The 20,658-nt window shown below is 60.7% G+C and carries 19 protein-coding genes and 4 pseudogenes; 11 read left to right on the top strand and 12 right to left on the bottom strand.

From position 1 onward, the window contains the following. Positions 1 to 121: 121 nt before the first annotated feature. Both BKK79_RS00520 and BKK79_RS00515 read left to right on the top strand, forming a co-directional pair. Positions 122 to 673: a hypothetical protein gene (locus tag BKK79_RS00520; RefSeq protein ID WP_071036744.1), complete on the top strand. Its 552-nt coding sequence runs from the start codon at positions 122 to 124 to the stop codon at positions 671 to 673. Between the two features lie 422 nt (positions 674 to 1,095). Beyond that, a complete protein-coding gene (locus BKK79_RS00515; RefSeq protein ID WP_071036742.1) occupies positions 1,096 to 1,392 on the top strand; it encodes a hypothetical protein in 297 nt (98 codons plus the stop codon). 310 nt (positions 1,393 to 1,702) lie between these two features. Here the strand turns inward: BKK79_RS00515 and BKK79_RS40030 are convergent, their stop codons facing one another. The 8 genes from BKK79_RS40030 to BKK79_RS00480 form a co-directional block, all read right to left on the bottom strand. After that, on the bottom strand, positions 1,703 to 2,968 hold the full coding sequence (locus BKK79_RS40030) for a DUF5677 domain-containing protein (RefSeq protein ID WP_157128320.1): 1,266 nt from the start codon (positions 2,966 to 2,968) through the stop codon (positions 1,703 to 1,705). 205 nt (positions 2,969 to 3,173) lie between these two features. Then, on the bottom strand, positions 3,174 to 3,344 hold the full coding sequence (locus BKK79_RS42105; protein WP_335582921.1) for a hypothetical protein: 171 nt from the start codon (positions 3,342 to 3,344) through the stop codon (positions 3,174 to 3,176). Positions 3,345 to 3,466: 122 nt separating this feature from the next. Continuing rightward, positions 3,467 to 3,970, bottom strand: a complete 504-nt coding sequence (locus tag BKK79_RS00505; RefSeq protein ID WP_071038369.1) for a helix-turn-helix transcriptional regulator — start codon at positions 3,968 to 3,970, stop codon at positions 3,467 to 3,469. Positions 3,971 to 4,143: 173 nt separating this feature from the next. Continuing rightward, positions 4,144 to 4,401: a hypothetical protein gene (locus BKK79_RS00500; protein WP_071036738.1), complete on the bottom strand. Its 258-nt coding sequence runs from the start codon at positions 4,399 to 4,401 to the stop codon at positions 4,144 to 4,146. Between the two features lie 49 nt (positions 4,402 to 4,450). Continuing rightward, a protein-coding gene (locus BKK79_RS00495) for an IS3-like element ISRme13 family transposase (protein WP_085960481.1) occupies positions 4,451 to 5,637 on the bottom strand; the annotation gives its coding sequence in 2 pieces (ribosomal slippage) (positions 4,451 to 5,382 and positions 5,382 to 5,637; 1,188 coding nt in all). 58 nt (positions 5,638 to 5,695) lie between these two features. Then, positions 5,696 to 5,956, bottom strand: coding sequence for a hypothetical protein (locus BKK79_RS40025; RefSeq protein WP_157128319.1), 261 nt, complete (start codon positions 5,954 to 5,956; stop codon positions 5,696 to 5,698). Between the two features lie 152 nt (positions 5,957 to 6,108). After that, a complete protein-coding gene (locus BKK79_RS00485; RefSeq protein WP_084084354.1) occupies positions 6,109 to 6,450 on the bottom strand; it encodes a hypothetical protein in 342 nt (113 codons plus the stop codon). Further along, entirely contained in the window at positions 6,447 to 7,655 is a 1,209-nt protein-coding gene (locus tag BKK79_RS00480) for a DUF6402 family protein (protein WP_071036734.1), read from the bottom strand. The genes BKK79_RS00485 and BKK79_RS00480 overlap by 4 nt, the downstream gene beginning before the upstream one ends. A gap of 621 nt (positions 7,656 to 8,276) precedes the next feature. Between BKK79_RS00480 and BKK79_RS00475 the strand changes: the two genes are divergently transcribed. Together BKK79_RS00475 and BKK79_RS00470 are read left to right on the top strand one after the other, a co-directional pair. After that, the gene (locus tag BKK79_RS00475; protein WP_071036727.1) at positions 8,277 to 9,941 is read left to right on the top strand and encodes an ABC-F family ATP-binding cassette domain-containing protein; all 1,665 of its coding nucleotides are present in this window, start codon (positions 8,277 to 8,279) and stop codon (positions 9,939 to 9,941) included. A 343-nt stretch (positions 9,942 to 10,284) separates the two neighbouring features. Then, entirely contained in the window at positions 10,285 to 10,491 is a 207-nt protein-coding gene (locus BKK79_RS00470) for a hypothetical protein (RefSeq protein ID WP_071036725.1), read from the top strand. Here BKK79_RS00470 and BKK79_RS00465 read toward each other — a convergent pair. Continuing rightward, positions 10,486 to 11,394 (bottom strand): LysR family transcriptional regulator, encoded by a 909-nt coding sequence (locus BKK79_RS00465; RefSeq protein WP_071036723.1) that lies wholly within the window; start codon positions 11,392 to 11,394, stop codon positions 10,486 to 10,488. The genes BKK79_RS00470 and BKK79_RS00465 overlap by 6 nt on opposite strands. 121 nt (positions 11,395 to 11,515) lie before the next feature. Between BKK79_RS00465 and mdlC the strand changes: the two genes are divergently transcribed. The 5 genes and pseudogenes from mdlC to BKK79_RS00440 all read left to right on the top strand — a co-directional run bounded on the left by mdlC (position 11,516) and on the right by BKK79_RS00440 (position 17,593). Next, positions 11,516 to 13,141: a benzoylformate decarboxylase gene (gene mdlC, locus BKK79_RS00460; RefSeq protein WP_071036721.1), complete on the top strand. Its 1,626-nt coding sequence runs from the start codon at positions 11,516 to 11,518 to the stop codon at positions 13,139 to 13,141. Between the two features lie 50 nt (positions 13,142 to 13,191). Then, a complete protein-coding gene (locus BKK79_RS00455) occupies positions 13,192 to 14,640 on the top strand; it encodes an aldehyde dehydrogenase (RefSeq protein WP_071036719.1) in 1,449 nt (482 codons plus the stop codon). A gap of 116 nt (positions 14,641 to 14,756) precedes the next feature. Continuing rightward, a pseudogene (locus tag BKK79_RS00450) lies at positions 14,757 to 14,930 on the top strand (4-hydroxybenzoate 3-monooxygenase); the annotation flags it as partial. A gap of 286 nt (positions 14,931 to 15,216) precedes the next feature. Then, a complete protein-coding gene (locus BKK79_RS00445) occupies positions 15,217 to 16,599 on the top strand; it encodes an MFS transporter (RefSeq protein ID WP_071013027.1) in 1,383 nt (460 codons plus the stop codon). A gap of 16 nt (positions 16,600 to 16,615) precedes the next feature. Continuing rightward, complete coding sequence (locus BKK79_RS00440) at positions 16,616 to 17,593, top strand: ketopantoate reductase family protein (protein ID WP_071036715.1); 978 nt, start codon at positions 16,616 to 16,618, stop codon at positions 17,591 to 17,593. Between the two features lie 3 nt (positions 17,594 to 17,596). On the opposite strand, the pseudogene BKK79_RS00435 reads toward BKK79_RS00440, so the two are convergent. Then, a pseudogene (locus BKK79_RS00435) lies at positions 17,597 to 17,924 on the bottom strand (DDE-type integrase/transposase/recombinase); the annotation flags it as partial. A 242-nt stretch (positions 17,925 to 18,166) separates the two neighbouring features. Here BKK79_RS00435 and BKK79_RS38625 point away from each other — a divergent pair. Together BKK79_RS38625 and BKK79_RS42225 are read left to right on the top strand one after the other, a co-directional pair. Further along, positions 18,167 to 19,306: an alpha-hydroxy-acid oxidizing protein gene (locus tag BKK79_RS38625; protein WP_083384082.1), complete on the top strand. Its 1,140-nt coding sequence runs from the start codon at positions 18,167 to 18,169 to the stop codon at positions 19,304 to 19,306. Next, positions 19,269 to 19,388 (top strand): annotated as a pseudogene (locus BKK79_RS42225) (IS5/IS1182 family transposase); the annotation flags it as partial. The gene BKK79_RS38625 and the pseudogene BKK79_RS42225, both read left to right, overlap by 38 nt. A 13-nt stretch (positions 19,389 to 19,401) precedes the next feature. Here the strand turns inward: BKK79_RS42225 and BKK79_RS42100 are convergent. Continuing rightward, a pseudogene (locus tag BKK79_RS42100) lies at positions 19,402 to 19,567 on the bottom strand (epoxyqueuosine reductase QueH); the annotation flags it as partial. Between the two features lie 91 nt (positions 19,568 to 19,658). After that, positions 19,659 to 20,582, bottom strand: coding sequence for a LysR family transcriptional regulator (locus BKK79_RS00425; protein WP_071013030.1), 924 nt, complete (start codon positions 20,580 to 20,582; stop codon positions 19,659 to 19,661). Between the last annotated feature and the right edge of the window lie 76 nt (positions 20,583 to 20,658).

Raw genomic sequence — 20,658 nt, 5'->3', positions numbered from 1 at the left:
CCGCACCGCCCGCCCGGGCAGCTTGCAGTTGCCTAGAATCTCAAACGGGCCGCCACATCCCGGCGCTCGCATCGGCCTTCTGCCCCGGCCTCTACTACCTTTTTGAGCAAGGTACCCCTGCATGAACAAGCTATCCAGCAAGGACGGTGACAACTGGGTCAGCCAGTCCTATCCGGCAGCTTTCTGCCTTCAGCCTTTGCAAGGTGGGACTACCCGCCTTGCAATAGGCGTGCCGGCGGGCGACAGCCTTGTCTTTTCCCGATTGCTAGCTTGCATGCAGGAACCGCTCTACCTCCTCTATGTCTTGCATACTCCCCGAGGCGAAGGGCCACCCGGCAGGTATCAAAGCCCGGAGCTATCGCAATCGGATGTACTCGCCTTCGTGGAGAGATTCTCGCTCCTGCTTGGAACGGATGCCCGCCACGATATCTGGGCTCACTCGCCAGAGGACAATGCGACCTTGGTCTGGGAGCGCCACAACATCGTCTATGCGTACGGGCTGTTGGATCGCTTTGAATCCATCTTGACCCTGCTGGGATTCAGCAGAGGAAACATCGACATTGATTTTCCTCATCAGCACCACTACCGTGCGGAGAATGACGATGACGCCCGGGTAGTCCTATCCTACTTCGATTGGTCCTATACGCCGCTACGCGCCGAAGACGAGCAATAGAAAAAACGCTCCCGATGAGAGCCGTCGAATCGCACCTTCGTCAGCGCGTAACTCCCCTTGAAGAATTCGACAGCGTTGGCGGCCACTACTTGAGCAAGTGCGGGCGGACTTGCCCTAGCGTGGTGGCTCGTGGCCATCACGGCTTGAATCGCTTGGGCCAAGTCAAAGAAGCTTGTCGTAGCAATCTGAAACACCTCTGCTTCAGTTACCTGCGATACTCTTCGTGTCGCTGCATCACAGCACCGGGATTGGAAGCCCGAAACCAGGCGGACCGCGCCACCGTTTGGCGCTCAATCTGACAGGAGACCGCGACATGCGCCTCTTCGCCTTTGCCCGTCCAGGCTTCCAATCGGCGTGCCAAGCACGCCCCCGCCCGATCGACCTCCGTTGCCACACACTCGCAGAGCATCGGGAGGCCGCCAATGGATAACCCCCGCCAACACACCCGCTACGGCCTCACCGCCGAGTACCGCAACGCGGACATCCATCTCCACTCGCGCGCGCTCTGCGAAACGCCGCTGACCCTGGCCGCCGAGAAATCGGCGCAACTCTATGCCCTGCTCTTCCTGGCCCGCGACTGCGCGGAGTCGGGCACCTTCGGCGATCTAAATGCAGAGATCCAGAACCGAGTACTCACGTTGGCTGCTGGGCTAGCGCATGAGACGTTGGTGTTGAGTGAGTTGGCTGCGCAGTGCGAGGCTGATTCAGCAACCACATAAGGCCCCTCCAAACGAGGTAGGCTTGTTGCCGGCCTCGGGGTTCGGTTGTAAAGGAGCCGAACCCAGCACACCCTCCCCCCAAGCGGTCGCGAGTACGACTGCTGCCGGCACATCGAACACTGCCTTGCTCGCCAACGACCAGTCGTGAGCGCTCCGGAAAACACCAGCAATACCGATTGGATCCCGCACGCCTAGCGCAGGCCACCGCAGCAAGTGGTCTTGCCTCGATGCGAAGTAGGGCATTCATCCAACGCGATCTCGGCATCGACGTAGATGATGTTCTCGAAAAGGTAGTGCCCCCCCGAAACGATCATGCAATAGCCACACCAATATCCTGATCCACACAAAAAGCGAACTCAGAAACAATCAAATCCATAAACCTCAAGTATGTTTTCCTCACAGAATCATCAATAATCAGAAAATCCTCATCATTGAATCGATTCGCATGCAGCGACGCCACCTCAAAATTCTGATGCGTGATTTGAGAAAGGAACTCATAAATATCCCTATGATGCATAATTCCAATTTTTGATAACTTTGCCTTCTCCGAGACATTGGATGCCAGCGCCACAGGCTTCCACGCAGCACCAGCTTGATCTACTGCGATATCACGTGCAACCCCCTTTGAGACAAGGTCGTTACTCATCACCTCTTTCTGACGAGAAACCTCCTTGTTATCAAAGACAGCCGCCGCCGCCAAGTATCTGTAGTTTGTTTCTGGCTGCATCCAGTCGAAGCAAAAATTCAAATGAATCTCATACAACACACGCAGCAAGGATAAAGCTTGGTACCACAACTCTTGCTCAAGCAAAAGTTGAATTGCACGTAGAGTCTCTTGCATTCTAACCAGCGCCGAAAACACCATATGGTGGTAATGCATTTCATTTGGGCTTGGCGCATGAAAGAGGCGGAGCCTCCCAACAAGGCGGGCCAGTTCCTTCTGGAACCTATCCAGCATCTCTGCCGGAGCTTCTGGCAGAGCAATTCCAGTAATAGATGGGATTTTCTTCGGTACACTTGCACTGACAATCCCGCGTACGTTTGCCCCCCTCGCCACATACCTAGCGTCGACCCGGGTTTCAAACGAAGAGAAGGGCAACGAATCCTTTCCAGGACTCAGGACAACAGCAGGCACCGCACCAAAGCCAAGCTTTCTATATGCGAGACAGACTGCAACGTCATCCGGACACATAAACCTCACATCGCTACTAGCATTCAGATTACTGTATAGATGAAGAGATGGGCGCCCTCCTCCTCTAATTTCCCTCATCGTTTGCCTCACAACATCTTCTGGCGGTTGATCGCAGCGATATTCAAAGCCACGCGAGGCGAGAAAAAATCCCTCCCTCACAAAATTCATGGGAACCCGAGTGAGAAATCCAGATATTTTCCCAGTAATATATTTACGATACAAGCAAGAGAAAATCGGATCATCGTCACCCATCCAGTCCGGAACCACAATATCCTCAATAGGTATCTCCCGAACTTCCTGGGTTCTTCGAATCGAAACAGAGTTCAGCCCGACCACCCGCTTCCCCGTCACCAAGCCCTTTCTACCACTCTTATTTTTCGGCATAAGATTTATTAAAAAAGATTAGTTACCGAGCATTATTCAATGTACCGACGCTGCCTAAAAACCGTCTGCAACTCCTTCGACAAACGCCAGGAGGAAGTCCTTGACCAGCGCCACACACATCAACCCCACGCTAAAAGTCAAGACACGTGATTCTGTCAAACTGCTCCCGCATGATCGGCGGAGCAGCTTGAATCTGCTCGACAAATTATCGATCTCGCCGGCCTCCAGGACCAGCTTGACGAAATTCGCTTGCTCCAGATAGCCCGGCGAGATGGCCTCGGCTTCGTCGCTCAGTGGGGCGTCTCGTAGCCAAGGTACTGCGGGTCCGGCACGAAAGATCGATGTCGCGGGAAAAGCGATGGCCGTACCGAAGCATGAGAACGGTGCCACCGCCGAACGTCCAGACCGGCTCAATCCCGCCGTGTTTGCGCACCTCGTCCATCAAGGCAAAGGCATGCGGGAACAGGCTTTCCCAGATATCCCCTTTCCGTTCCACCTTCATGCCCACAGTCCTCCGCGCGTCGCCATCAATGCCTGCGCCAGCCTCCGCAGGTTCTTCCAGATCTCTGACGGCCTGCGCTGCCGCCTAGCGGCCACCTCCGCCACCATCTTGGTAACGAGCTGCAGTGGCGCCTCATCCAGCACCTGGGCCAGATGCGCGCGGAAGGCGGCAGGCACTTGACCAGTAGCCAGCGCCTGCTCCAGTTCCTCCGGCGTCAACTCCCCTGCATAGCTGACGCTGGCCCCTTTTGCGGCCATCCACAGTGCCCGCGTCGGCCTTCCCTCGGCTTGCCGTACTGCTTCCGGGTCGTCCACCTCCAGCACCAGGCCAAGCATATCCAGGAGCCGCCCCAAGGTATCAAGCGTGGCATTCACATGGCCATGCTCGATGCCATTGAGAGACTGGCGCGACACCTTTGCCATGTCCGCGAGCTGCTGCTGGGTAAGGTCAAGCGCGGTGCGTTTGCGTTGGATGGCTGCGCCAAGCGTCGCTGAGTTCATCTTGCGATCCATTTTTGTCAAGTACAGACGACAAGATCAGCTCAAGCGAAATGGCACAAGCAGCTACACAGCTTTCGCTTCCCTCCAGATCATTTCTAGTTCTTCGATCCGTCTACGGGTCTGCCGCCGTGGCTCTCTAGGGCAGCCGGTGTTTGGGTTCGCCCCCCCCATAACTAGATAGCCGCAATGATGTATGAGGCATCGACTTCATCATCTGGACTATCGTCGTAATGATCCATCTCGGCACGTATGACGTATGTCACACCTCGCGGTACGACAAAGGTCTTGATCTCGTCGTAGTCAATGCCCGGCTCCATCACGTACCCGCCGTTGAATCCCGATACGATGTTGTGCGCAGCAAACGTTACAGGTACGCCTTCGAGATCGAGGTAGCCGTTTGGGGATTTGCTCGGTAGCGCCTTGATGTCCACGCTGATGTCTGACCTTGCCCCTGTTCCACGAATCCCATAACCGAGGGAATTAGGCAGCCCGGTGTTGCTGAGCTGCGGACCAGTTTTTCTCGAACGTCATGGGGCTGACGTAGCCCAGCGTCGAGTGGAGTCGGCTGGCATTATAAAAGCCAAGCCAGTCAATTACCTCGTCCATTGCGGCGCGGCGGGTAGCGAACTGGCGACCGTGCAGGCGAGCGACCTTCAACGACCCCCACAGACTCTCAGTCGGCGCGTTGTCCCAGCAATCGCCCCTGCGGCTCATTGACGAGCGCATGCCATACGCCTTCAGGGCGTCTTGAAACAGATGGCTGCAATACTGGCTTCCCCGGTCGGTGTGCACAATCACACCGGCTTCCGGGCGGCGCCGGAACCAGGCCATGCGCAGCGCGTCCGTGACCAATTCGGCCTTCATGTGTGGTTGCATCGACCAGCCAACCACCTGCCGGCTGAACAGGTCGATGATGACCACCAGGTAGAGCCAGCCTTCGGCGGTCGCCACATAGGTTATGTCGCTCGTCCAGACTTGATTGGGTGCTGCTGGGCTAAAGTCGCGTTGCAGCAGATTGGGGGCCACCGGCAAATCGTGGTTCGAGTTGGTTGTCGCGATGTACTTGCGCTTGTGGCGGGCACGGATGCCGTGCAGCGCCATCAGCTTGCGAACACGCTCCTTGCCCACCCGCACCCCACGCGCCAGCAGTTCCTTCCACATGCGCGGCCAGCCGTACTCCCCCTTGACCCCGGCGTGAATCGCCTTGATGTGGGCCAACAAGGCATCGTCACTGAGTCGGCCTCTATCTGGCCTGTCGGTGCTTACTGTGCGTTGCTTGCGCTGGTGATAGCCGCTGGGGCTGACCCCTAACAGCTCACACAGGACCGAGACCGGCCAGTAACGTCGGTTTCGCTCGATGAACGCATACCTCACACCGACTCCTTCGCAAAGTATGCTGCGGCTTTTTTTAAAATATCGCGCTCCATCTTCAAGCGCGCCACCTCCGCCCGAAGCCGGGCCAGCTCCATCTGCTCCGGGCTGACCGGCTTCATACCCGCACCAGTCAGCTTGCCTTCCCGCTCCGCCTTGACCCAGTTATGCAGCGTCTGCGCTCTGATGCCCAGGGTCGCGCTAACCACTGCCATGCTCTGCCCGCTCTTCACCAGCCGTACCGCTTCCAGCTTGAATTCCAGCGTGTACTGCGCCCGCTTTGTCTTGCTTGTCATCACATCTCTCCTTGCTTCAGTTTAACCTCAGCAAGGGATTCGTTTTGCGGGGGCAAGCTCAGTCCCCACGCGTTCCACCGAGCAACTCGATCGGCACCTTCCCCAGATTCCTTGGCCGAATGTGTACAACGAGCAGTCGTCGCTCATCGTCATAAGGCATCACTTCCGCTGTTACGCTGATATTCGGATTGGCTTCGTGCGTGTCTTCGACGGAGAAATTGTGGTACGCCCACCATCCCGTCACCGGAATCGCGATCAGCGAGACGACCGTCAGCAAGAGATCGGCCCATGGCTTCACTTTTTCCAGTTGGATGCGCATAGTGCCCTCCCCTACATAGGAAACAATGCATCGAAAGATGCTAGTTCAAATAGTTGACGCTGGAGCCACTCTTGGAGAGTCCATCAGCTGGTGCGCCACATGAATCCGGCCACGCAACCCGCCTTTCCCCGATGCCCCTCCATAGATGGCCGTCACGGTAGCTTGGCGCGCAGACGGTCTATCCAGGTCGGTGGAAGGGGAACATAGTCTTTATCTTCACCGGGGCTGTAGTAGACGATGTCATCGCCCCAGGCAATACGAGGCTCTGCGATCTCCATGAACATGCGCTCAGCGATTTTTTCGCCCGTTTTGGCGTCATAGAGGCGAAACAGTGAACTGTCTCTAAAGGCCATATAGCAATGCTCGCCAATATAGTCCCCCTCGGCCTCACGTTCGCATTCGTGGGCGGTGGATCTGTAATACATCCCGCCCCCATACCAAAGAAGCAAGATGGGCACGAGCACATAGGCCAACATCTTCAATATTCGTTTCATCGCCTGAACTCAAAGACCATCGGTTCACGAAGCCTCATGCGGTAGCGGTTGGAGTACAGCACTAGGTCACCGCCTTGCCGATGCTTTAACTGCCACTCCCGGTAGTCGCGATTGCGAACGGTATAGAACACGTGCCCCCCTGTCATCCTGCCGTACCGAGCTACGGGGGGCATCTTGGCCGTTGAGACTTCCCCAAGTACGGCATACGCCGGTACTACAATCAGCCCATGCTTGTTCCAGTTTCCGAGATATTGCGTTCCCTTGGAGGTGGGACTGCCGTCCGTCCGGTCATGGAACGTGAACACGTCGCGGGCATAGTAGTTGATCTCGTCGATTTCCAGCCGCCCATTGAAGTAGGTGAACTTGCTCAGGGCCGCATAGAACGAGAAGCCCGCCAACGCCCCATAGAGGTCGTCCATAAGAATTGGCGTCACCGATCCAGCGACCCCCATGATGGCTTTGCTGGTCAGGTCGCTATCGACGTTGACCAATTGATATTGATATGTTCGGTGATACTTCTGCCAGTCGCCCTCGCATCGCGCCCATGTGTCAATCACATAAGGGGACGACTCCCAGTTGCGCGCCTTGAGCTTCAATTCATTGATGGCCGACGCGTTGAATAGTCTTTCATTCAGAAGCTCGTCCAGCTTGGCCTTGGCACGTGGGAAGCGCAGAAGCCAGTCCATCTTGATCGTCGTCGTGTCGATCATACTGGGCGGGAATGGCTGACCATCCTGATTGACGCCCAAGACAGCACCCTTGTCAGTGGTCGGGTAATTCAACTCCCCTGCGAACCACTTGCGCTGGAGCTTCGCGGAAACGGGCCAGTTCAGGCCATCCATCGCTTTGGGGACGTCCTGCAAGTCGAACGGGGGAAGGAGCTTGGCGGGGATTATTCTCGGGGGACCAAGGGTCCCCCCTGGCCCTTCCGGGACGACCGCGGTCTGGCTGTGCGCCCATTCATGGATCTTTGCACCGACTTCCAGCAGACCCTGGATGAGAGGCTTGGGCGCTTCCTTGGGCTTGGGTGGCTCCTTTGGTTTCGGCGGGGGCGGTGGCTGATCGCGCAGAGCGGGGGGAGCCTTGTCGGTAGACAGAACGACATCGTCCACTGGCGTGCAGCGCTTGCCTTTCGCTGGCTTCCATTCGGAGTTGAACATCGATTTCTCGTAGTACTCCAGCGGCTCCTCTGAATCCAGCGGCATGGTGGCTCCATCGTTGTTGGTGGCAAGCCATTTTTGCCGACGGCACAGAGTCTCACCGCACGGGTACGGCGCATTTGCACCAGGGTATTTTCCCAACTGATCTGCGCAAAATCTAAGAGCGGTCGCAGTCGACTGAGCTTGGGAATCATCAGAAAAACATCACAGATCCCGGTGCGCGAATCACTTCCTGACAACCCTGGCATCCGGATCTCAACATCCTGACGCGCAGACCATTATGCTAAGCGCCTGCACGAGCGTGTCGATTTGCAGGAAGGCTCTTCTACACTACATGATGGATTCAGCCGTTGGCAAATGGCAAAGTGATTGCCCATTTCGGCCGACAGCGAACCAGTCACCGCCGCCAAACGTGCGGCCGATGCACCGGCTGAACGATTCCATCAAGCGGTTGCGTTGACCGGTTGAATCTGCAGCCAGGAGCCGTGATTCACCGCTAGGTTCCCTGGCCCCGCAGCCGGAACACCCCGTGTGCAAGGTGCCGCCTTGCTTTGTGGCCGGCGGGCGCCGCACAGCGCAAGTGGCTCTTCATACGTGCGGCCAGGAAAGCGACGGCCCTGCACGTCCGATCGGCTATCATGCCATTCCTCTCCGAAGTAGCTCCCTATGATTTCCATCCGCAATGTCACGCTGCGTCGTGGCGTCAATGTCGTGCTCGACCGCGCGTCCGTCAGCTTCAACCCCGGCGAAAAGATTGGTCTTGTCGGCCGCAATGGCGCCGGCAAGTCGTCCTTCTTCGGCCTTCTCAACGGCACGCTGCACGAAGACAGCGGTGAGTTCTCGATTCCCGCTGCATGGAAGATGGGCCAGGTCGCGCAGGAGATGCCGGAGACCGAGCAGAGCGCGACCGACTTCGTCGTCGAGGGGGACACCGCGCTGTTGGCCGCGCAGGCCGAAGTCGCCGCCGCCGAGGCCAGCGACGACGGCATGCGCATGGCGCACGCCTACATGGCCCTGCACGACGCCGGCGCGCACGATGCCCCCGCACGTGCCCAGGCGCTGATCCTGGGCCTTGGCTTCAGTGCTGCGCAGCTGGACCAGCCGGTCAACAGTTTCTCCGGCGGCTGGCGCATGCGGCTGCAACTGGCGCGCGCGCTCATGTGCCCGTCCGACCTGCTGCTGCTCGACGAGCCGACCAATCACTTGGACCTCGACGCGCTGGTCTGGCTGGAAGCCTGGCTCAAGCGCTATCAAGGCACCCTGGTCGTGATCAGCCACGACCGCGAATTCCTCGACGCGGTGACGCAGGTGACGGTGCACGTCGACAACGCCAAGCTGGTGCGTTATGGCGGCAACTACAGCAAGTTCGAGGAAATGCGCGCGGAGCAACTCGTCTTGCAGCAGGCCGCGATGGCCAAGCAGGCGGAGAAAATCGCCCACCTGCAGAAATTCATCGACCGTTTCAAGGCCAAGGCTTCGAAGGCGAAGCAGGCGCAGAGCCGGGTCAAGGCGCTCGAACGCATGGAGAAGATCGCTCCGGTGCTTGCCGACGCAGAGTTCAGCTTCGAGTTCAAGGAGCCACTCAACGTCCCGAACCCGCTGTTGTCGATGCTGGACGCGAGCTTCGGCTACCCGGCGCCGGCCGACGCTCTGCCGGGCACGCCGCCCACGGTCATCGTGCGGGGCATCAACCGTTCCGTGCTGGCCGGGCAGCGCATCGGCATTCTCGGCGCCAACGGCCAAGGCAAGTCCACGCTGGTGAAGACGGTGGCGCACGCGCTGGCGCCGATTTCCGGCGAAATCAGCGAAGGCAAGGGCCTGAACATCGGCTACTTCGCCCAGCAGGAACTCGACGTGCTGCGCCCGCTCGACACGCCGATGGAACACATGAACCGCCTGGCCAAGGACACACCGCCGCACATGCGCGCTCCCGGCCAGAGTGGCACCGAACAATCTCTTCGCACCTTCCTCGGCACCTTCAACTTCAGCGGCGACATGGTCCATCAGCCGGTTGGCACGATGAGCGGCGGCGAAAAGGCGCGGCTCGTGTTGTGCATGATCGTGTGGCAGCGCCCCAACCTGCTGCTGCTCGACGAGCCGACCAACCACCTCGACCTGGCCACGCGCGAAGCGCTAGGCATCGCGCTCAACGAATTCGAAGGCACCGTGATGCTGGTCAGCCACGACCGCGCCCTGCTACGCGCCGTATGCGACGAGTTCTGGCTGGTCACCAAGGGCGGCGTCGAGCCCTTTGACGGAGATCTGGACGATTACCAGCAGTTCCTGCGCGACGAAGCCCGCCGCATGCGCGAGGAGGCTGCCGCAGCGTAGGAGGTCATTGCCTGACATGGTGAGACAAGGGCGGGCGTGAGCTTCACGGATTCAGCTGAAGGTCGCCATTGAGCACAGCTTAAATCTGTCACCGTTGCGACAGTAAATGTGTCAACACGAGCAGGCGATCTCAGTCGATGCTGCGCCAGCCCTTACCGGGCAAGCGTCTGGAGGTTGCGAACTCAATGTGTCGCCGAAAAGCTCGGGCCCGGGTCAGCCAACTACCAAGCCCAGCCAACGGGCGGAGATCGGCCAGGAAAGCAGCCTTTCAACTTCAGAAGAATGCTTACTCCTTCATCGACCGACTCGCCCCATCAAGTGGCCTCATCGATGATACGGATCCATGCTGCCGGTGGGGATGAACGAAGGGGCGCTGACGCTGGCCGATGCCAACCGGGATATCTCGAAGAAGCGCTTCGCCCAGGCGCGTGCCAGGTCGACACTGCCGCTGCACAGTTGGCGTGAGGCCAAGAAGGCGGTCTTCCACAGGCATGCCGGGCGGGCTGCCACGGTCTCTGAAACTCCGCTGACCCCGGCGTCACACTCATGATCGTTGCGCCGTCAGCACGCGCAGTTCCTCGAGCAGCTTGATCGACGGACCGGGCAGCATGCCGGCCCTTCGACGGAACGCAGTCAGGACTCTCTTGTCGCTGGCGCCTGGCATCTCCAGGGCGTCGATGAGCCCCGCCTTGCGCTCGGCGTCGTACATGGGCTCGGGCATCCAGCCAAGGAAGCCTGAACGCCCGATCAAGCTCTTGAGCGCCATGACGGAGCGGGTCTCGACGACGATGTTGGGCAAGGCGAGGTTCTGTCGCGAAAACACCTTCTTCATGTGCTCGAAAGGCCCGGTTCCCTTTGGAAGCATGGCCCAGCGCTCTTGCAGCGTATCAGCGAGCTTGAGATCTGGCTTTTTTCGCAAAGGATGGCGCCGACCCGCAACCACGTGGCTGGTGTCCTCCCAACGGCAATCCTTGACAGCGACGATCTCGTCAGTGTCTTCGACGTCGACCCCCAGCGCCAGATCGATTTCGTGGGAGACCAGCGCATCAGCAAGGCGATCCCAGACGCCTTCGATGATCTGGACTTGAAGATTTGGCCACTTCTTGATTGTGCTGCCGATGGCCAAGGGAAGCACCAGGCAGGCAATGCTGCCGACTGCGCCGACGCGAATCGTGCCTTTTGCCAAGCCTAGCATCGCCTTGATGTGCTCATTCGCATGCTCGGACTCGCGCTGCAATAGGAGCGCGTGGGGCTGCAAGGCCTTTCCCACATCCGTCAGTTGCATACCCTTCGAGTGGCGCTCGAACAGAGGTGCGCCAACCTGCTCCTCGAGACGGCGGATGGTGCGACTCAGCGCCGGTTGCGTCACGTTCAGGGCGTTAGCCGCCCGCCCAAGGCTTCCAGACGAAACGATGGCGTTGAAGGCGACAAGGTATTGGAGGTCGAAAGTCATGCTTAACGGTAATGACTTTCTCTCAAGAAAGCAATTTTCATGAGGGTGACGAACTTTCACACTTGTGCCATCGAGACTAGTGCTGCGACTCGTGCAGTGCACAACAGAAGGAAAGCGCGCAATGACCGGACCCCTACCACTCGCCGTCGTCGACGCAGCCAAGCAACCCGGCACCGTCACCGTCACCGTTCGCGACGCCGTCGTCGACCTCATGCGTCGTTTCGGCATGACTTCCGTGTTTGCGAACCCCGGTTCGACCGAGCTCCCGATGTTCCGCGATTTCCCAGCCGACTTCCGCTACGTACTGGGCTTGCAGGAGGCTACCGTGGTGGGCATGGCGGATGGCTACGCCCAGGCCACGCGAAACGCTTCCTTCGTGAACTTGCATTCGGCGGCAGGCGTGGGCAATGCGATGGGCAACATCTTCACCGCTCACAAGAATCGCACGCCGATGGTCATCACGGCAGGCCAGCAGGCGCGCTCGATCCTCCCTTTCGACCCATTCCTGTCTTCGGCGCAAGCCACCGAACTCCCCAAGCCCTATGTGAAATGGAGCATCGAGCCGGCGCGCGCTCAAGACGTGCCACAGGCCATCGCGCGGGCGTACTACATCGCGATGATGCCGCCGCGCGGCCCCGTGCTGGTGTCGGTGCCGGTAGATGACTGGGACCAGCCAGCAGAGTTCGTGCCGGCAAGGGTCGTGAGTACGGAGCTTCGCCCGCAGCCTGCCCTCCTGGCACAAATCGGCGACGCGCTGGATGCAAGTCATCGGCCGGCGCTCGTCGTAGGTGCCGCGATCGATCGGGACAATGCGTGGAACGAGGTCGTGGCTCTGGCCGAGGCGCACAACGCCCGCGTGTGGGCAGCGCCGATGTCCGGCCGGTGCAGCTTCCCCGAAGATCATCGGCTGTTCGCTGGCTTCCTGCCCGCAATGCGCGAGCGGATCGTCGAACTGCTCGGCGACCATGACTTGATCCTTGCCATTGGTGCGCCCGCGTTCGCGTATCACGTCGAAGGCGCGGGACCACACATCCCGAGCGGCGCTACGTTGTGCCAGCTGACCGAGGACCCGGATACCGCGGCTTGGACGCCGGTCGGCATGTCGGCGGTCGGCAGCATCCGCCTGGGAGTTCTCGATCTGCTCGCCCGCCCGGCACCCCAGGTTCGAGCCGTGCCGCCGGCCAGGATCAAAGCACCGAAGGCGGAGCCTTCGCCGTTGATGTCGGTTGCCTACGTCCTGCAGACGTTGGCGCAAGTGAAGGCACCCGAGGACATCGTGGTCGAGGAAGCACCGAGCGCGCGCCCGGTGATGCAAGCCTATCTGCCCATCACCCGCAGCGAAACCTTCTTCACCATGGACAGCGGCGGTCTCGGCTACGGCATGCCGGCAGCAGTGGGCGTAGCGCTCGGCAAACCGGGCAGCCGCGTCATCTGCCTGATGGGCGACGGTTCCAGCATGTACTCGATACAGGCGCTGTGGACCGCCGCGCAACTCGAACTGCCGATCACGTTCGTGATCCTGAACAACCGTCGGTACGCTGCGCTACAGGATTTCGCGCCCGTGTTCGGGTTCTCTGCGACCGATGTCGTCCAGGGAACGGAACTGCCTGATATCGATTTCTTGTCGCTGGCCAAGGGCATGGGATGCGCCGCCACGCTCGTCAGCGATGCCGGCGATCTGCGGGCGGTGCTCGAACTCGCCCTCGCCGCCAAGGCACCAAACGTCGTGGAGGTTCGGGTCGCCTGAAGACACCGCCGGCTCACGCATTCATTCAAGACCCTTCCGGAGACAAGGCCATGAAGATTTCGATGTTGATCAACGGCGAGCCGGTCCAGGCCCGCCATGGCGCAACCTTCGAGCGGCGCAATCCGCTTGACGGCAGCGTTGCGACGGTCGCGCCCGCGGCCACCGGGGAAGACGCGGTCGCTGCCGCCGACGCTGCCGCTGCGGCCTTCAAGACCTGGTCGCGCACTGGCCCGACCGAGCGCAGAACGCTGCTGATGAAGGCCGCCCAAGCGCTCGAAGCGAAAGCCGAGGCATTCGCGGCAGCCATGGCGGCCGAGACCGGCGCGTCGGCGATCTGGGCCGGCTTCAACGTTCACCTTGCGGCCGGCATGCTTCTCGAGGCCGCATCGCTGACCACGCAGATCGGCGGCGAGATCATGCCTTCCGACGTGCCGGGCAGCCTCGCCATGGCTGTGCGGCAGCCCGCGGGCGTCGTCTTGGGCATCGCTCCCTGGAACGCGCCCGTGATCCTGGCGGTACGGGCCATCGCGACGCCACTGGCTTGTGGCAATACGGTGGTGCTCAAGGGCAGCGAAATCTGTCCAGCGACGCACGGCCTCATCATCGAGGCGCTGCAAGAGGCCGGACTACCCCAGGGCGTGGTGAACTTCGTCACCAATGCGCCGGCCGACGCGGCGGCTGTGGTCGAAGCCATGATTTCGCACCCGGCTGTGCGACGGGTGAACTTCACGGGATCGACCCAGGTGGGCAAGCTCATTGCCGCAACCTGCGCGAAGTACCTGAAGCCCGTGGTGCTCGAACTCGGCGGCAAGGCACCGCTGGTCGTCCTCGACGACGCCGATGTCGACGCCGCCGTCAATGCGGCCGTGTTCGGTGCGTTCGCCAATTCGGGACAGATCTGCATGTCGACCGAGCGGATCGTCGTCGATTCGGCCATCGCCGACGAATTCGTGGCCAGGTTGAGCGCCCGTGCATCGAGTCTTCCGCTCGGTGATCCGCGCCTGGGCCCGGTGGTCCTCGGCTCGGTCGTGGACATCAGCACGGCAAAACGCTGCAACGAACTGATCGATGATGCGCTGGCGAAAGGCGCGAAGCTCGTGGCGGGCGGCAAGGCGGACGACACGCTGATGCCCGCCACCCTGCTCGACCACGTCACGCCGGACATGCGCATCTTCCGCGAGGAGGCTTTCGGCCCCGTGAAAGGCATCGTGCGTGTGCGTGGCGTGGAAGAGGCAGTCGCTTGCGCCAACGATAACGAATACGGCCTCGCCGCCGCGGTCTTCGGCCGTGACGTGGCGCGCGCCATCCAGGTAGCGGGACGCATCGAGTCCGGCATCTGCCACGTGAACGGGCCCACGGTGCACGACGAAGCGCAGATGCCGTTTGGCGGTGTCAAGGGCAGTGGCATCGGGCACTTCGGCGGGAAAGCCGGGGTCGATGCCTTCACCGATCTGCGATGGGTGACCGTTCAAACGAGCCCGCGTCACTACCCTTTCTGAGACGGGCACCGCAATGAAAACACAAGTTGCCATCATCAGCGCCGGCCCGGCCGGGCTGATGAAGCAAGACTGTGGTCGGCATGCGTAGTTTCGTGACCGAGCCGATGCAGTACGGCGCGCAACGTTTCTCTTGGTGGATGACCTCGATGCTGCATCGCTTCCCCGACGCGGACGAGTTCCAGCACAAGGTGCAGCTCGCCGAGCTCGACTACGTAGCCGGCTCGCGCGCTGCTTCGACAGCGCTGGCCGAGAACTCTGTCGGCTTGCCATTCGACACGCTGGACGACTGAGACGCTTTCCATCAGAGACCGCCCGGGAAGAGGCGGAGGCTGTTCGCAAACGATGGAGTGAGGGATGCCGTTTTCCCACAATTTCCGGCAGGGAGGGCAATTTCCCGGCAGGCGTCCATGCCGGACACCGCTACTGATACGACCAGGGCGCGCGCACGCCAGAGCGCTCAAACAGGAGACAAGACATGATCGAACGAACCCCGTCAGCCATTGGCGCGCAAGCTTTTCCATCGCGCAACCAATGCCAGCGCATGCTGCCCACGAGCTGCAACCCGGGAGTACGCGCATGAACTCCCAAGCGGTTCCCTTCAAGAGCCATGCCGACATCGGCCGGCTGCTCGACGACGGCGCCTATACGACCATGCAAAAGGTCGTGGTCTTCCTGGCAGCCATGTCCATTGTGATGGATGGCTTTGACGGCCAGCTCATCGGCTTCGCGATTCCGTTGATGATCAAGGAGTGGAACATCACGCGAAACGCCTTCGCCCCGGCGGTCGCCGCCGGTCTCATTGGCATGGGGATCGGCAGCGCCTGCGCAGGCCTGTTCGCGGACCGATTCGGCCGCCGGATGGCGGTCATCTCCAGCGTCTTTGTCTTCGGGGCGGCGACCTGCGCCATTGGCCTTGCGCCCAATGTCCTGACCGTGGCGGTACTCAGGTTTGTCGCCGGCCTGGGCATTGGTGGCGCACTGCCGAGTTCCACCACGGTCACGGCCGAGTTCACGCCGGCGCGCCGCAGGACGCTCGCCGTCACGGCCACGATCGTCTGCGTGCCGCTCGGCGGCATGCTGGCGGGCCTCTTTGCCGGTGAAATCCTGCCGATATTCGGCTGGCGCGGACTGTTCTTCATCGGTGGAACCTTTCCCATTGCGCTGGGCACCATCCTTCTGTTCACGTTGCCAGAAACGCCTCGATTCCTGGCACGACATCCGGCACGCTGGGTTGAGCTGGGCAAGCTGCTTGGGCGTATGGGCCATCCGATGGCTGCCGATGCAACGTACACCGATGCCGCGGAACAGCTCGTAGAAAAGCGGGCCGGATTTGGCGCGCTGTTCTCAGACGGCCTGGCGCGCGACACGCTGGCAACCTGGGCTGCGTTCTTCCTGTGCCTTACCGCCGTCTACAGCGCTTTTAGCTGGCTGCCGACGATGCTGGCATCGGAAGGACTGTCGATGGCCGTCGCTGGCTCGGGGTTGACCGCCTACAACCTCGGAGGCGTCATTGGCGCGCTGGTCTGTGCCGTCGCGATAACGCGATTCGGGTCACGTTGGCCACTGGTCCTGTGCTGCGCCGGCGCAGCCGCCAGTGCATTCGCGATGCAGACCCTGAATGTCGGGCGCGACACGCACCTGTTGATCTTCGGCTTCGGTGTACATGGCATGTTCGTCAATGCAGTGCAGTCGACCATGTATGCGCTGTGTGCGTTCATGTACCCCACCAGCGTCAGAGCGACCGGCACCGCGTCCGCGCTGGCCTTCGGACGGCTGGGCGCGATCCTCAGTGCATTCGCAGGAGCCGTGGTCATTACGGCCGGCGGTGCGACGGCTTATCTCGCGCTGCTTGGCACTGCCATGGTGTTGGCGATGCTTGCGCTTCTTGTCGTCTCGCGTCACATCCCGAAGCGCGATGGGCTGCTGAAGCCGGGTTCCGCGGCGGCAATCACCAGCTGAAATTCCTGGGGAAATCATGCGGATCACTATCGTCGGCGCTGGCGCCATGGGCTCGATGTTTGGCGGTTTGCTGGCTGAGTGCGGCAATGCTGTCACGCTGATCGACATCAACGATGCACACATCGGCGCCATCCGCTCGGATGGCTTGCGATTGGTCACGGACAACGGCGATCGGCGTGTGAAGACGCTGAAGATCTGCCGACCGGAAGACGCTCGCGAGCCACCCGAGTTGCTGGTGATCTTTACCAAGACGCTGCACACCGGCGCCGCGCTCCAGGGCGTCAAGCACCTGATTGGCCCGGATGTCCATGTGCTGTCCCTGCAGAACGGGCTGGGCAATGTCGAGAAGATCAGCGGGTTCGCCTCCGCCGAGCGCATTCTGATCGGCGTGACCACCTGGCCGGCCGACATGGTCGCGCCTGGCCACGTGCACTCGCATGGCAAAGGTGTCGTCAGACTCATGGCCGCTGACGGCAACGCCCGACCGATCGTCAGCATGGTCTCCGAGACGCTCTCGGCCGCCGGTCTCCAGTGCAGTGCGGACGCCACCGTATGGGCTGCGATCTGGGAGAAGGTCGCGTTCAATGCCGCGCTCAACAGCATTTGCGCCGTCACCGGGTGCACCGTCGATCAGCTCGGCTCTACGCCTGAAGGCAGCCGGCTCGCAGAGCAAGTCGTCGTTGAAGTGCTGTCGGTCGCGCAGCGGCTCGGTATCGAAGTGAATCCAGCCAAGTGCAAGGCCAACGTCGCCGGCGCCATTGCCCAGCACAAGGGGCACAAGCCATCGATGTTGCAGGACGTTCAGGCCGGACGCCGCACCGAGATCGAAGCGATCAATGGCGCAGCGGTCGCCACGGCCGGGAGCTTGAACATGACACTGCCCGCAACCGAAACGCTGCTGTTGCTCGTGCGCCTCGTCGAGGCGCGGGCAGTTGCCTGTCATCCGTCGCCTGCCTCAGGAACAGATCAAAATGCCCTCCCCTCGAGCGTTTGAATGACCGAAGCCCGACAGCAAGGCACGCGTGCGCTTCGGGCACGCGGAATCCACGCATGCGCCGCTCACGTTCACGAGTGGGCCGGCGACGTCTGCCTTTGCTGCCAGGTAGCTGCGCGGCCGGCCGGTGGCGATCTTGCGCGGCGCCGGACAGGAAGGCAGCACGCGCAGGAAGAAGCGTTTGGCCGCAGCCTTATCGCGGCGCTTCTGCGACAGGATGCCGAGTTCGGGCGCCATGCTCGTCGACCGCACGCCATCGCAGGCGGGGCTCGCCACGCAGCGTCATGAACATCGTGTCGAGATGCCAGGTGCTGCCTGGCTTGCGCCGTGCGTCGATGCGGCAGATGCGGCAGATGCGTTTCGACAACGACAAAGGCCCCGGAAGATCTCCCCGCCCTCGGCAGCGAGATACCCGAGACGTCAATATCAACAGGAACAACGAGCGATGCGCGCCATGCCGCGAAGCGATTTCCCTCGATTCATCTTCGTACACGATCAACGTTGCTCCGTCTTCCCGCCAGGCAGAGACAATTTCTGAGCATCCCCAATTAACAACCAAGCCAGGAAGCCACGATGGGCTCACTCGTCAACGTAGAAGATTTTCGGAGACTTGCTCAAGCTCGTCTGCCGAAAATGGTGTTCGATTACATGGAGGGCGGCGCCGAAGGGGAAAGTGGTCTTCGGCATAATCGGGATGTCTTCGAAAAAGTCCGCTTCCAACCTAAGCGCCTAACGGACACCAGCAAGCGTTCGATGGAAGCGTCGCTACTTGGCAAGCGGTTGCGTGCACCGCTTCTGATCGCCCCCACCGGTATCAACGGCATTCTGTGGCCAAAGGGCGACATCGTTCTGGCGAAAGCGGCCGAGCGATTCGGCATACCTTTCATCCTCTCCACCGCATCAAATTCCTCTATTGAAGAGGTGGCTGACGCAGCTGGCGGCGATCTCTGGTTTCAGCTCTACATCGTGCACAGAAAACTCGCCGAGATGCTTATCAAACGTGCCCTCGCCGCTGGGTACAGCACACTTGTGCTCACGGTCGACGTTGGCGTCAACGGGAAGCGGGAAAGGGACCTGAAGAACAACTTTGGTGTACCCGTGCGCTACACAGCCCGCACACTCATTGACGGACTCATGCACCCGCACTGGTCCTTCAACTTCCTTCGCAACGGCGTTCCACAATTTGGCAATCTCGCATCATCCGCAATGAATGATCCGGAAATTCAAGCCGCCCTCATGACACGGCAGATGGATGCGAGCTTCTCCTGGGATGATCTGGCACGACTGCGAGAACTGTGGCCCCACAAGTTGCTGGTCAAAGGCCTTAGCCGGCCGGATGATGCAAAGCGATGTCAGTCGATGGGGATTGACGGAGTGATTCTGTCAAATCATGGCGGCAGACAACTCGATAGTGCCATCGCTCCGTTCCAAGCACTACCCTCCACGCGCTCCGCGGTGGACATCCCAGTCTTGATTGATAGCGGCATCCGCCGAGGTTCAGATGTGGTCAAAGCTGTCGCAATGGGGGCTTCAGCCGTTCTGCTGGGGCGTGCCACACTATATGGCCTCGCGGCAAAAGGCCCTGAAGGCGTCGACGCCGTACTTGAGATTTTTCGAGACGAAATCGATCGTACACTGGCGCAGATCGGGTGCTCTGATGTCGCACAAGTAGACATCACATACCTGTGGCCTCAAGGCAGCGTTGTGGCATAAATCCTGGGCCGGGAGGGCTGACGTCCAGATCCCGGCGGATACACCGATCGACACCATCGGGGGTGATGGCGCTTACGGCAGCTGTGCTGCTAGGAGTTCTCGCGCTTGCTGATCTCCAGCATCCGCGCGGAGCCGCCACCCTTGCGCCGGTTGTATTCCCAGTACATCAGGCCGGGGGGACTTGGCCGCCGCACGCACGCCGCAGTCGTTGATCTGCTGCTGCATGTTCTTCCAGCGCGAAATGCCCAAGGAACTGGTGACCACCTGACTGCGCAGGGTGCGCAGCCCGAATGCAGCAGCACCTTGCCGTGGCCGCCGGGCAGCGGAGGCGTTTTGCGCTCGACGGCGGTGTTCAGCCCTTGGCTCCCTGGGCCATGGCAGTGCTGGTGGCAATTGCGGGCTGGCGGGCCAGTTCAATGAAGGCCCGCACGTAGTCAATGGCGGTGTCCGCTTCGCGTGCGCCCAGGAAGATCTGCTTGGCGATACCGCGCGCGCCCAGCCGCACAGGCACCACGTCCATCTTGGCCGCGTATTCGTCGACCAGCCAGCGCGGCAGGGCAGCCACGCCGCGGCCGCTGGCCACCATCTGCAGCATGATGTCGGTGGTTTCGATGGCTTTGTGGCGCCTGGGCGTGACACCGGCCGGCAACAGGAACTGGCTGTATATGTCCAGGCGCTCGATGTCCACGGGGTAGCTGATGAGCACTTCCCGGGTCAGCTGCTGGGGTTTCACATAGGCCGCCGAAGCCAGGGCATGGTCCTTGGCCACGACCAGCACCTGCTCGTAGTCGAATACGGGTTCGAACTTCAGCCCCGGCTTGAACAGCGGGTCGGGCGTGACCAGCAGGTCGATCTCGTAGCCGAACAGCGCACCGATCCCGCCGAACTGGAATTTCTGCTTGACGTCCACATCCACGTCGGGCCATGCGGCCAGATAGGGGGAAACCACTTTGAGCAGCCATTGGTAGCAGGGATGGCATTCCATGCCGATGCGCAGCGCACCGCGCTCGCCCTGCGCGAATTGGCCCAGGCGCTCTTCGGCCAGGTCCAGTTGCGGCAGCACCCGGTTCGCCACCGCCAGCAGGTATTGGCCGGCCTGCGTCAGGCGCAGGCTTCGGCCTTCGCGCAGCCAGATGTCGGCGCCCAGCTGCTGTTCTAGTTTCTTCATGCTGTGGCTCAGGGCCGACTGGGTCAGGTTCAGTACGCCGGCGGCGGCCGTCAACGACCCTTGCTTCTCGACCTGCTGAACGATGCTGAGATGGATGCGCTCAAGCATTCACATGATTCCCATTCATGGATTGGTGAAATAAAACCATTTTACTTCATCGACACACATCCATACCATGCGTTCC

The organism is Cupriavidus sp. USMAA2-4 (genome assembly GCF_001854305.1).
Classification (GTDB): Bacteria; Pseudomonadota; Gammaproteobacteria; order Burkholderiales; family Burkholderiaceae; genus Cupriavidus; species Cupriavidus malaysiensis.
Note: the sequence above shows the minus strand (reverse complement) of the source record. Positions and strands in the feature narration are given on the sequence as shown.

Coding starts and splice junctions, on each gene's coding strand:
- BKK79_RS00520 (WP_071036744.1), top strand. CDS start 122: ATGAACAAGCTATCCAGCAAGGACGGTGACAACTGGGTCAGCCAGTCC.
- BKK79_RS00515 (WP_071036742.1), top strand. CDS start 1,096: ATGGATAACCCCCGCCAACACACCCGCTACGGCCTCACCGCCGAGTAC.
- BKK79_RS40030 (WP_157128320.1), bottom strand. CDS start 2,968: ATGCCGAAAAATAAGAGTGGTAGAAAGGGCTTGGTGACGGGGAAGCGG.
- BKK79_RS42105 (WP_335582921.1), bottom strand. CDS start 3,344: ATGCTTCGGTACGGCCATCGCTTTTCCCGCGACATCGATCTTTCGTGC.
- BKK79_RS00505 (WP_071038369.1), bottom strand. CDS start 3,970: ATGAACTCAGCGACGCTTGGCGCAGCCATCCAACGCAAACGCACCGCG.
- BKK79_RS40025 (WP_157128319.1), bottom strand. CDS start 5,956: ATGCGCATCCAACTGGAAAAAGTGAAGCCATGGGCCGATCTCTTGCTG.
- BKK79_RS00485 (WP_084084354.1), bottom strand. CDS start 6,450: ATGAAACGAATATTGAAGATGTTGGCCTATGTGCTCGTGCCCATCTTG.
- BKK79_RS00480 (WP_071036734.1), bottom strand. CDS start 7,655: ATGCCGCTGGATTCAGAGGAGCCGCTGGAGTACTACGAGAAATCGATG.
- BKK79_RS00475 (WP_071036727.1), top strand. CDS start 8,277: ATGATTTCCATCCGCAATGTCACGCTGCGTCGTGGCGTCAATGTCGTG.
- BKK79_RS00470 (WP_071036725.1), top strand. CDS start 10,285: ATGCTGCCGGTGGGGATGAACGAAGGGGCGCTGACGCTGGCCGATGCC.
- BKK79_RS00465 (WP_071036723.1), bottom strand. CDS start 11,394: ATGACTTTCGACCTCCAATACCTTGTCGCCTTCAACGCCATCGTTTCG.
- mdlC (WP_071036721.1), top strand. CDS start 11,516: ATGACCGGACCCCTACCACTCGCCGTCGTCGACGCAGCCAAGCAACCC.
- BKK79_RS00455 (WP_071036719.1), top strand. CDS start 13,192: ATGAAGATTTCGATGTTGATCAACGGCGAGCCGGTCCAGGCCCGCCAT.
- BKK79_RS00445 (WP_071013027.1), top strand. CDS start 15,217: ATGAACTCCCAAGCGGTTCCCTTCAAGAGCCATGCCGACATCGGCCGG.
- BKK79_RS00440 (WP_071036715.1), top strand. CDS start 16,616: ATGCGGATCACTATCGTCGGCGCTGGCGCCATGGGCTCGATGTTTGGC.
- BKK79_RS38625 (WP_083384082.1), top strand. CDS start 18,167: ATGGGCTCACTCGTCAACGTAGAAGATTTTCGGAGACTTGCTCAAGCT.
- BKK79_RS00425 (WP_071013030.1), bottom strand. CDS start 20,582: ATGCTTGAGCGCATCCATCTCAGCATCGTTCAGCAGGTCGAGAAGCAA.